General features: G+C 74.6%; 7 protein-coding genes and 1 pseudogene. 3 read left to right on the top strand and 5 right to left on the bottom strand.

Annotation, left to right across the window (positions count from 1 at the left end; translation table 11 throughout):
• Together PUR61_RS34530 and PUR61_RS34525 are read right to left on the bottom strand one after the other, a co-directional pair.
• Positions 1-3,147: hypothetical protein (locus PUR61_RS34530; RefSeq protein ID WP_329883481.1), on the bottom strand; the 3,147-nt coding region annotated here is incomplete at its 3' end.
• Complete coding sequence (locus PUR61_RS34525; protein WP_329883480.1) at positions 3,144-4,601, bottom strand: esterase/lipase family protein; 1,458 nt, start codon at positions 4,599-4,601, stop codon at positions 3,144-3,146. The genes PUR61_RS34525 and PUR61_RS34530, both read right to left, overlap by 4 nt.
• A gap of 448 nt (positions 4,602-5,049) precedes the next feature.
• Here PUR61_RS34525 and PUR61_RS34520 point away from each other — a divergent pair, with 448 nt between their 5' ends.
• Positions 5,050-6,150 carry an LLM class flavin-dependent oxidoreductase gene (locus tag PUR61_RS34520; RefSeq protein WP_329883479.1) on the top strand — a complete coding sequence of 367 codons (1,101 nt, stop codon included), beginning with the start codon at positions 5,050-5,052 and terminating at the stop codon, positions 6,148-6,150.
• A 291-nt stretch (positions 6,151-6,441) separates the two neighbouring features.
• On the opposite strand, the gene PUR61_RS34515 is transcribed toward PUR61_RS34520, so the two are convergent.
• The 3 genes from PUR61_RS34515 to PUR61_RS34505 all read right to left on the bottom strand — a co-directional run bounded on the left by PUR61_RS34515 (position 6,442) and on the right by PUR61_RS34505 (position 8,599).
• Entirely contained in the window at positions 6,442-6,873 is a 432-nt protein-coding gene (locus tag PUR61_RS34515; protein ID WP_329883478.1) for a GNAT family N-acetyltransferase, read from the bottom strand.
• Between the two features lie 96 nt (positions 6,874-6,969).
• Positions 6,970-7,380, bottom strand: a complete 411-nt coding sequence (locus PUR61_RS34510; protein WP_329883482.1) for a phage tail protein — start codon at positions 7,378-7,380, stop codon at positions 6,970-6,972.
• Between the two features lie 184 nt (positions 7,381-7,564).
• On the bottom strand, positions 7,565-8,599 hold the full coding sequence (locus PUR61_RS34505) for a hypothetical protein (RefSeq protein ID WP_329883477.1): 1,035 nt from the start codon (positions 8,597-8,599) through the stop codon (positions 7,565-7,567).
• Positions 8,600-8,721: 122 nt separating this feature from the next.
• Between PUR61_RS34505 and PUR61_RS34500 the strand changes: the two genes are divergently transcribed.
• Both PUR61_RS34500 and PUR61_RS34495 read left to right on the top strand, forming a co-directional pair.
• On the top strand, positions 8,722-9,588 hold the full coding sequence (locus PUR61_RS34500; protein ID WP_329883476.1) for a helix-turn-helix transcriptional regulator: 867 nt from the start codon (positions 8,722-8,724) through the stop codon (positions 9,586-9,588).
• A gap of 333 nt (positions 9,589-9,921) precedes the next feature.
• Positions 9,922-10,221 (top strand): annotated as a pseudogene (locus tag PUR61_RS34495) (hypothetical protein); the annotation flags it as partial.

The raw sequence follows: 10,221 nt of genomic DNA, 5'->3' as shown, positions 1-10,221 counted from the left end.
GGTGTCGGCGAGCGTGCGGTAGTGGGTGACGGCTTCGGTGGCGGAGGTCAGGGCGGCTGCCCGGTCGCCGACGTCGGACTGGTGGTTGGCGAGGTTGTTGAGGGATCGGGCGAGGCCGGGGAGGTGGGCGCGGGGGTCGGTGTCGGCGAGCGTGCGGTAATGGGTGACGGCTTCGGTGATGGTGGCGAGGGCTGCGTTCCGGTCACCGAGGTTGGACTGGTGGACGGAGTGGTTGTTGAGGGACTCCGCGAGGTCGGGGAGGTGCGCGGCGGGGGCGGCGTCGACGAGGCGCCGGCGGATGGCGACTGTCTCGCTGGAGGCGCCGAGGGCGCCCGTCCGGTCGCCGAGGTCGGTCCGGAACTTGGCGAGGCCGTGGAGGCCGGTGGCGAGGTCGGGGAGGAAGACCGCCGGATTCGCGTCGACGAGGAGGCGGCGGATGCCGACGGCCTCGTCGGCGGCGGCGAGTGCACCGGCCGGGTCGCCGAGGTCGGACCGGTGCTTGGCGAGATTGCTCAGGCTGGTGGCGAGGCGGGGCAGGTGGGTGGCGGGGGCGGCGTCGGCGAGCCGGCGGTAGAGGGAGACGGCCTCGGTGATGGTGTCCAGGGCGCCTCTCCGGTCGCCCGTGGCGGACTGATCGGCTGCGAGGTTGATGAGAGCGCCGACCAGCGGGGGGAGGTACACGGGGTCGCTGTCGGCGAGCCGGCGGTAGAGGGTGACGGACTCCGTGACGGTCGTCAGGGCGCTCGGCCCGTCACCGTCGGCCGACTGCTGGGTGGACAGGTTGTTGAGGGAGTTGGCGAGGGCGGGGAGGTACACGGGGTCGCTGTCGGCGAGCCGGCGGTAGTGGCCGACGGCTTCGGTGATGGTGGCGAGGGCGGCTGCCCGGTCGCCGACGTCGGACTGTTGGACGGCGAGGTTGTTGAGGGAGGCGGTGAGGCCGTCGAGGAACACGGCGGCATCGGGAGTGGCCGCCACGAGCCGGCGGTAGAGTCCGACGGCCTCGGCGAAGGAGGCCAGTCCCTCGGCCCTGTTCCCGGCGTGGGAGTGGCGTTGTCCCAGGCGGTTGAGGAGGACACCTGTCTCGTGGTCCGTCGTCCCGGTCGCCGCACGGGCCGCGTCCAGTCGGCGCTGCTCCGCCCGGAGCGCCAGGTGCGGAACCCCGATCGAGGTGAACGGGACGGTCTCCGCCAGCTCGGCCAGCCAGACTGGTGCCTCCGGCGCGTCGACGAGCCGTCCGAGTGCTTCCAGGACCGCTCCGCCCTGGTCCGTGGCCACTTCCAGGGTGGTGCGCCAGCGCTCCGCCCCGGCCGCGGTCCAGTCGGCGAGCATACCCGCCGCCGCCCCCTGGTCGGCGGCCGCCGCGCGGTTGAACTGTCGTAGTGCGCTGATTACTTGGTCCTCGCCGAGTCCGTCCAGGGCCGCCGTCAGCAGCTCCTCGTCCGCTTGGAGCGTACGCAGTGTGAGGTGGTCGGCGATCGGGTCGGGCCGGAGGGCGAGCGGTTCGCCGGGGGCGGGCTGGAGGCAGTCGGTGAGCGTGCCGCGGATCTGTTCCCGCCACCGAGCGTCGTCCGCGAGCTCCTCGACCGCGCGCAGGGCGGCGGAGGTCTCCTTCCGGCCGGTGGGTGCGCGCAGGGTGAGGCAGGTGACGGCGCGGTCGAGGACGTCGAGCGGCGCGTCGCCGGTGGTGCCGGTGGCCCGCCGGTAGACCTGGGCCCAGTACGAGCGCTCGTGGTCGAGCACCTCCTCGTACAGCTCGGCGCGGCTGGTGGGGAGCCGCTCCCGGTCCGGGGTGCGGGAGGCGAGGAAGGCGAGCAGCAGGCGGTCCAGGGTGGTCCAGTCCTGCGGGGCGGCGTCGGCGAGGTCCTCCGGGGTGAGGGCCCGGGCACCGGGACCGAACGCCTCGACGGCGCGCCGGGCCAGCGCCCGCCCGTCGGGGTGCTCGGGCGGCAGCATCATCGGTGGGCGTTCGCGGCAGGGGTGGTCGTCGCCGAGCCAGGCCCGGCGCAGGTCGGGCAGCCACTGCCCGTCGGTGGAGCGGGCGGTCATGAGGACCACGGCGGGCGCGGCGCCGCGTTCGGCGCGGCGGCGCAGCACCCTGAACAGTCCGCGGGCCTCGGCGGGCCGGGCGTCGGCGTAGTCGAGGACGACGAGCGTGGGTGAGACGACGACGCCCAGCCAGTCGAGGCCGGGAGTGTCCTTGCGCAGGTAGCCCGCGTACCAGTCGTGCTGCTCGGCGAGCCGGTGGGCGACTTCGAGGGCCAGCCGGGTCTTCCCCGCGCCGCCGACGCCGTGGACGACGGCGACGCCGGTGTGCTGCCCCTCGGCGACCGACAGGCACCAGTCGGTCAGGACGGTGAGTTCGTCGCGCGCCTGGAACCGCACCGTGTTGTGCTCGGGCCGCAGTAGCCGCAGCGGGCGGTGGACCTGTGGGTCGAACGGCAGGTACGGGGCGCGCAGCGGGTCGTCGGCCCGGTGTACCGACGGGGTGTGGGCGTCCTCGGCCCGCCGGAGCCGTGCGATGTCGAGGGCGGTGCGCCACCGCCAGTGGGCCGCGTACCTGGCGCCGGTGCGGGCGGCGTCGGCGAAGGCGGCGCCGGTGCCGGCGATCGGGGAGGTGGGCAGGGCGTGGGCGAGGCCGACGGGGTCGAGGACGAGCAGGGGGCGGGCCGGGCCGTGGACCTCGGCGCGGACGAGTTCGTCCCAGTCCTCCGGCCGTTCGGTCCACAGGTCGGTGTCCGGTGGGCACGGCTCGCCGGGTTCGGGGTCGTCGACGCGGACACCGAGCAGGGCGTGGCCGGGGCCGCTGCCGCCGGGAGGGTCGACGAGGAGCACGAACGGGTGCAGGCCGGCGTGCAGGCAGGCGGCGGCGAGGACGAGGGCGAGGTCGAGGCAGGTGGCGTGCCGGGGGCTCCACAGCACTTCGGCCGGCTGCCGGACGACCTGCCGGCCGGCTTCGCCGCTCGGTGCCTCGTACGAGTAGGTGATGCCGGCGTCCGCCAGGGCCTCGTACACGGCGCGGGCCTGGTCGAGGCGGCTGCCACCGGCGGGGCCGGGGAGGCGGACGAGGGCGGCGACCTCGTCGGGGCGGACGTACTTGGCGAGGGCGGCGTCCTCGCCCTCCTGGTTCCAGTGGGGCCACGAGGTCACGGGGCCACCACCGCGATGGTGTCGGTGACGGTGAGGTCGCCGGCGCCGGGGACGGCGCTCGCGGTCACCTTGAGGTCGTAGAGGCCGGGTTGCTGGCCGGGCAGCTCGGTGTGGTAGCAGCCTTCGGCGGTGTCCCAGTCCAGTTCGACCTCGGCGGTCCGCCGACCGGGGGCTTCGGCCTGCCGGAGGGACGCCCACACCGTGGGTGGCTCGTCGCCGGGCCGGCTGTCGGGCCCGGCACCGGGTCCGCTGTCGGGCGCGGTGTGGCGGTGCAGTCCGACCCGGAGCGGGACGGGCGCGCCGGCCTGGTGGAGTTCGTCCAGGTCGAGGCCGAGAGAGGTCTGCCGTTCCTCGCCGCGGACGGCGGCGAGTGCGGCGCGCCGTTCGTAGGCCTCGACCAGTGCGGGAATCCAGGGGGCGGAGCCGATCGGCCCGTGCCGGTCGCGGGCGCGCCAGCCGGAGGTGTCGTGGCCGCTCATCTCCAGGGGGACGGCGGAGTAGGCGGGGACGGTGCCGTCGCCGTGGTCCTTCTCCCAGCCGTCGAGGTCGAGCCAGTCGGGCACGGTCTTCGTCACCGTGAGCCGCTCGCCGTCCCAGTGCGCGGCGCCGGGGGTGCGGTGGCTCCAGCCGAGCAGTGGCCGGACTTCGGGGGCATCGGGGCCGCGTGGGATGTTCCGCCAGCCGTCCTCGATGTCCTTGTGCACGGCGAAGGCGGCCGCCGCGTACTCGCCGAGGTCGGGGAGCGCCGGATCGAGCGGGTAGCGGGGTGTGCCGGTGGTGGTGTCCAGGACGGCGGGGTAGCGGGGGAGCAGGTCGGCGACTCCGGGCCAGGTGCGGAGCAGGTTACTGACCTCGTCGAGCCGGATCCCGGCCACCCGGACGCCGTTGGCCAGGACGTCGAGGGCCTTGGGGGCGCCCCGGTGCGGGGTGCCGAGGGTGATCAGGGCGCGGCAGAGAGGCCAGCCCTCCAGGACACCGAGCCAGTGGCGGGCCACCAGGCCGCCCATCGAGTGGGCGACGACGACGACGCGGCCGGCGCGTTCGGCCTCGCTGTGGTCCTGGAGGCGTTCGTGGACGTCGGCGGCGAGCAGTCGGGCGGCGTGGGCGACGCCGAGCCGGAAGTCGTAGGGAAAGGCGACCACGTTGGCGGCCGGGTCGCGCCGGTCGGGGTGGCCCTCGTCGAGCCGGACGCCGGGCAGGGCGCGCAGGCCGTCGAGGAGTCGCTCGTAGCCGGGGACGACGGTCCAGCCGGGCAGCAGCCGTCGAGAGCGGATCAGGCCGGTGGGCCGGAGCGGCCGGTCGGGGGTGAGACGGCCGGGTCGGGTGAGGAGGCCGGCGATGTCGCCGAACCCCGCGTCCCAGACGGCCGTTCCCGGCCGTCCGCCCGCCCGCGGACGTTCCAGTACGCTGCCGCCGATGCCCGGCAGGACGTACACGAGGTGCCTGCGTGTCACGCTCACTCCACTCGAATCGGTGTCCTGGTGCTGACGGCGGCGTCGCGGTGTTGTCGACCCAACCCCCCTGGCCGGGAACGCACTTCCGACGCCGCGTTGTCGACGCCCATGGTCCGGTCCGGGAGGGCCGGGGGCGTAGGGTTCCGGCCGCATGGTGGCCAAGTCGAGACACATGCCCGGGACGGGTGGATCGGGTGTGCCCATCCCGTTCCGCTGTTCGGTCGGGGCGAGGCCGAGGCCGAGGGCGCCGGCGACGGTCTCTTGATCCGTGCCGGTCGTGGGCGGATAATCGCCCGCATGACCGCCCCCGCCGCCTCCGCCGCTGCCTCCGGGTGCCTCGTGCGGCGTCTGCACGTGGACCTGGTGCGGGTGTGCGCGGCCGCCTGTCGTCGGTGAGTGCTGCTCCCTTCCCTCCCCACAGGCGTTCTCGGCACCGGAGTGTGTGTTCATGTCCCTGACCTTCCACTGGTTCCTGCCCACCAACGGCGACAGCCGGCACGTCGTCGGCGGTGGGCACGGCTCGACGCCCGGGACCGCCGGGGCGGACCGGCCGCCGTCCGTCGCCTACCTGGGTCAGATCGCCCGCAGCGCGGAGCAGTTGGGGTTCGAGGGGGCGCTGACGCCGACCGGCGCCTGGTGCGAGGATGCCTGGCTGACGACGGCGATGCTCACCCAGGTGACGGAGCGGCTCAAGTATCTGGTGGCGTTCCGGCCGGGGCAGATCAGTCCGACGCTGGCCGCGCAGATGGCGGCGACGTACCAGCGGCAGTCCGGCGGCCGGCTGCTGCTCAACGTGGTGACGGGCGGTGAGTCGGCGGAGCAGCGCGCGTACGGGGACTTCCTCGACAAGGACGCGCGGTACGCGCGGACCGGGGAGTTCCTGTCGATCACGCGCAGGCTCTGGGCGGGCGAGACCGTCGACCACGAGGGGCCCCATCTCCGCGTGGAGCGCGCCGTGTTGAACCGGCTGCCGGACCAGGTGCCGCCCGTGTACTTCGGCGGTTCGTCGCCGGCGGCGGGCGACGTGGCCGCCCGGTACGCGGACGTCTACCTCACCTGGGGGGAGCCGCCCGCGCAGGTGCGGGAGAAGATCACCTGGATCCGCGAACTGGCCGCCGCGCAGGGCCGGGTGGTGCGGTTCGGGATCCGGCTGCACGTGATCACCCGGGACACCTCGGCGCAGGCGTGGGCGGAGACCGAGCGGCTGCTGGCGGCGATGGACCCGGTGAGGATCCGGGAGACCCAGCGCGCGCTCGCGGAGAGCGAGTCCGAGGGGCAGCGCCGGATGCTGGCCCTGCACGGCGGTTCGGCGGCGCGGTTGGAGGTCCACCCGGGGCTCTGGGCGGGCATCGGGCTGCTGCGGGGCGGCGCGGGGACGGCGCTGGTCGGCAGCCACCGGGAGGTGGCCGACCTGATCACGGAGTACCACGAGCTGGGCATCGAGGAGTTCGTGCTCAGCGGGATGCCGCACCTGGAGGAGGCGTACTGGTTCGGGGAGGGCGTGCTGCCGCTCCTCGCGCGGCGCAACCTGTGGCGGCGGCCGGAGTAGCGAGATGGCCGGCCCGGCCGTCGGAGGCGTTCGCCGCCGTGTTGCGGTTCGCGTTCGGCGCGCAGGGGTCGGCGACCGGCAGCTCCCAGCAGGCGATCATGTGCGCGGACGGCACTGGCGAGTGGCAGGCTGCCGAAGGGGGGACCGGACCTGCACCAAGTAGCCGTACGCTCCGGCTGTGACCCGTGACCCGTGACCCGTGACCCGTGACCCGTGACCCGTGACCCGTGACCCGGGCCGGTGTCTCCGCCCGGCCGTGGTGGCCCGCGGACGCACTGCCCGCGGGCCGGTTCACTGCTCGCCGAGGGCCATCCACTTCTCCGGTGTCTCCAGCGGTGTGAACCCGACCTTGGCGTAGACCTCGTGGGCGTCCGCCGTGGCGAGCAGGACGCGGCGCAGGCCGTAGGGGGCGAGGTGGTCGCGGACGGCGGCGGCCAGCGCGGTGCCCAGGCCCTTGCCGCGCGCGGCGGGGGCGATGTACACGTCGCAGAGCCAGGCGAAGGTGGCCAGGTCGGTGACGACGCGGGCGTAGCCGAGCTGGGTGCCGGCGGCGCGGTCGTAGACACCGAAGTTGAGCGATCCCGCGACGGCGGAGTCCTGCTTCTCGCGGGGGCGGCCCCGGGCCCAGTAGGAGTCCTCCGACAGCCACCGGTGGATCAGCGCGCCGTCGAGGCGCCCGGGGTCGGTGGAGATCTCGTAGCTGTCGGGGAGGTCACTGGTCATGGCGGGATCCAACCAGAGGCTCCCGCGCCGATCCACCGGATATCCGCAGGCCCCGGGGCGGCCGTGCCCCCTCGCCCGGGGCCGCGGTTCGGGAGTTCAGGCCCCGAACCGCGGGACGACCAGGGGGGACTGCAGGACGAGTTCTCCGATGACGGGCCGGTCGGCGCCGTCGCCGTGGACCAGGGAGGTGAGGGTGCTCGGGAACGCGTCGGTGACCGTCCAGCTCACCGCCGGGGTGCGGGGGCCGTTCAGCAGCGAGACCGTGACGTCCTTCCGGTCGACCGTGTTGAGCCCGATCGTGTCGATCCAGTCGCACAGGGCCTGGTAGCCGTCGGCCGAGCCCCGGCGCAGGGAGACCGTGGCCGTCCTCCGCTGTCCGGGCATCAGGTGGGTGGTTCCCGAGCCGTCCCTGTGCTCGATGACCTCGTAGGACGTCTCCAGCCCGGAGACGTCGTGGAAGAGGTGGTCCCGTCCGTCGACGGAGAGCTTGTAGCGGTAGACGGGCATCGACACGGACGCTCCCGGGGTCGGCCGCACGGCGCGGCGCGGACTGCTGCTCGTAACGGGCGAATCTATGCCACGGAGCGTCAGTTCCGGCTCTCTGTAACCCGTGCGGGCGAGACGCGCCGCGGCGGATCCGGCGGGCCCCGCCCGACTCCGCCCCGACCCGCCCCGACTCCGCCCGCCCCGCTCAGATCCGCCGCAGGGAGAAGGTGTCGCCCGGCGTGCCGGCGAACGCCAGGTCCAGCCGGCCGGAGAGCGTGTACACGCCGCCGCCGGGGCCGGGCGTGACGGCCGTCGGCAGGAGGTCGGCCGAGGGGCGGACGGAGGTTAGCCGGGCGGTGCGCCAGCCGTCGGTGGAGCGGAGCTCGACCGAGGCGTCGAGGCCCGCGCCGGCCAGGCCGTTGGTCACGCCGACGATGCTGCCGTCGGGGCGGCCGAGCAACCCGTCCAGGTGCAGCAGCGCGCCCGGCCCGCCCGTGCCGGGGCCTGCCGTGACCGGAATCGGGCGGAGGTCCGCCGGCCGGTGCACCGGCACCTGCCACAGCGTGCCGTCGTCCCACTTGCCGATGATCAGCCGGCCGTCCCGGAGGACGATGCCGTTCAGTCCGTAGCCGCCGGGCGCCGGGGTCAGCCGGGCGTCGCGAACCAGGACCGAGGCCGTGCCGTCCGTGGCGATCCGGTACACCACCGGGGCGAGCGAGTCGGTGACGTACGCGGTCCCGTCCGGTCCGAAGGCCACGTCGTTGGCGAAGTGCGGGCCGCCGTCGCCCGCCACCGCGGCTAGGTCCGCGTAGAACAGTCGCCGGCCGGTCTCCAGGTCGTAGGCGCCGAGGCCGGCCAGCCGCCCGGCGGTCGCGGCGGAGGTGCGCGTGCCGAGGCCGTTGTCGCCGTTGGCCAGCAGGACCCGGCCGCGGGCCCGGTCGACGTGCAGGCCGATCACCGAGACCAGCGTGTCCGGTTCGTCGATCAGCGTGCGGACACCGCCGCCCGGGCGGACGACCGAGACCGTGCCGTGGCGCAGCGATCCGACCAGGAAGCGCTGACGGTCCTGGTCCCAGGTGGCTCCCTCCGGGACGAGGGTCGGGGCATGGCCCGCGATCACGGCCGGGCCCCGGTTCTCGTGGCCGCCGTGGGCGGAGGCCGGCAGAGCCCCGGCGGTGCCGAGCAGGAGGCCGGCCGCCGCAGCGGTGACGGCGGCGGTGCGGAGGAGGTGACGGGTCATCGGAAGTCTCCCTGCGAGGTGGTGCGTCCGGCTGGTGCCCTCAGCCTCGCGGGGCGGTCCGGAGGGCGGCAGTGTCTGTGGATACTGGCAGTGCGACTACCAGGGAAGGGACGGGCGGGGGGATGGACGACGCGGAGACGCGGCGGAACGCGCTGTCGAGCTTCCTGCGCAGCCGGCGTGCCCGGCTGACGCCGGAGGACGTCGGGATGGCGCCGGGGGTGCGGCGGCGCACCCCCGGGCTGCGGCGCGAGGAGTTGGCGCTGCTCGCGGGTGTCGGGGTGACCTGGTACACCTGGCTGGAGCAGGGGCGGGCGATCAACCCGTCGCCGGAGGTGCTGGCGAGCCTGGCCCGGACGTTGCGGCTGGACCGGGCGGAGACGGCGTACCTGTTCCGGTTGGCAGGGAGCCATCCGGGGGTGGCCGGAGCGCCCGGGGCGGCGGGGACCGAGGCGGCGGGAGACGTGCCGGCGCCGCTGCTGCGGCTGATGCACGCCCAGTGGCCGGCGCCGGCGTTCGTGATGGACGCGGACTGGGCCGTCCGGGCCTGGAATCCGGGCGCGGAGGCGCTGTTCGGGCTGTCCGGCCGGGAGCCGGAGGACTGCAACCTGGCCTGGGTGGTGTTCGCCAGCCCCCTGCACCGCGCCCGGACGGTGGACTGGGAGCACCATGCCCGCCGGACCCTGGCGCAGCTGCGCTCCGCCTACGCCGAGCGCGGCGGCGACGGTGCGCCGGCGGCGCGGCCGCTGGCCCGGTTGATCAGGCGGCTGCGGGCGGCGTACCCGGAGGCGGACCGCTGGCTGGACGAGCACCAGGTGCTGGAGCGCGCCGGGGCGGAGAAGGACCTGCTGCACGAGGAGTTGGGGATGCTGCGGATCGACCAGGTGGTGCTGCAGGCGTCCGGCGGGCTGCAGTTGGTGGTGCTGACGGCGCGTGATGCGGAGACCGGTGACCGCCTGCGTCGCCTCGCCCCGTCCGCCGTCCGGGCCTGACCGCCGTCCGGGCCCGCCCGTCGTCCGGACGACCGGTCGACCGCGATCGTTCCGCCGACGCCGGACACGGGATTCCGGCCGGGGTCACCTGGCTGCCGGGGGGAGTTGGAGAGACGTTCATCCGTTCATCCGCCCGGAATTCCGGCCCCGGGGTTCCTCCGGGAGGGGGACTGTCCTCATACGTCCGGAATTGCCTGTGTGCGAAGAGTCGGCGCCTCGGCCGTGAAGCTCGTCCGCTAAATAATGGTGATATGACAACCATGCAGCAGGACTTATGCTGACCGGGCTCACGACTTCTCCCCGTGTTCTTCGCTCGAGAAACAGGTCTGCTTGATGAAGTTGCCCAAGGTGTCCGCCGTCCTTGCCGCGGCTGCACTCGCTCCGACCGTCCTGTTCCCGTCGATGGCGTCCGCTGCCGAGCAGCCGAAGCCCGTCGGAGTGAGCGGTCCGGACACGGCGGCCGACACCACGGAGGACGGCGGCTCCCAGGAGGCGGCGGACCGGGCCGAGGTCCGGCGGATCCTGGCGGACAAGGACGCGGGCATCAGCGTCCACGAGGCCGCCGCGAAGGTCGTCGACGGCACGGCGGCCGAGCTGCGCCAGTTCCTGGAGGTCGGCCTCCCGAACGCGCGG

The sequence above is a fragment of the Streptomyces sp. BE20 genome, from assembly GCF_036322525.1.
GTDB lineage: Bacteria > Actinomycetota > Actinomycetes > Streptomycetales > Streptomycetaceae > Kitasatospora.
The sequence above is the reverse complement of the archived record's forward strand: the minus strand, read 5'-3'. Positions and strand labels throughout refer to the sequence as shown.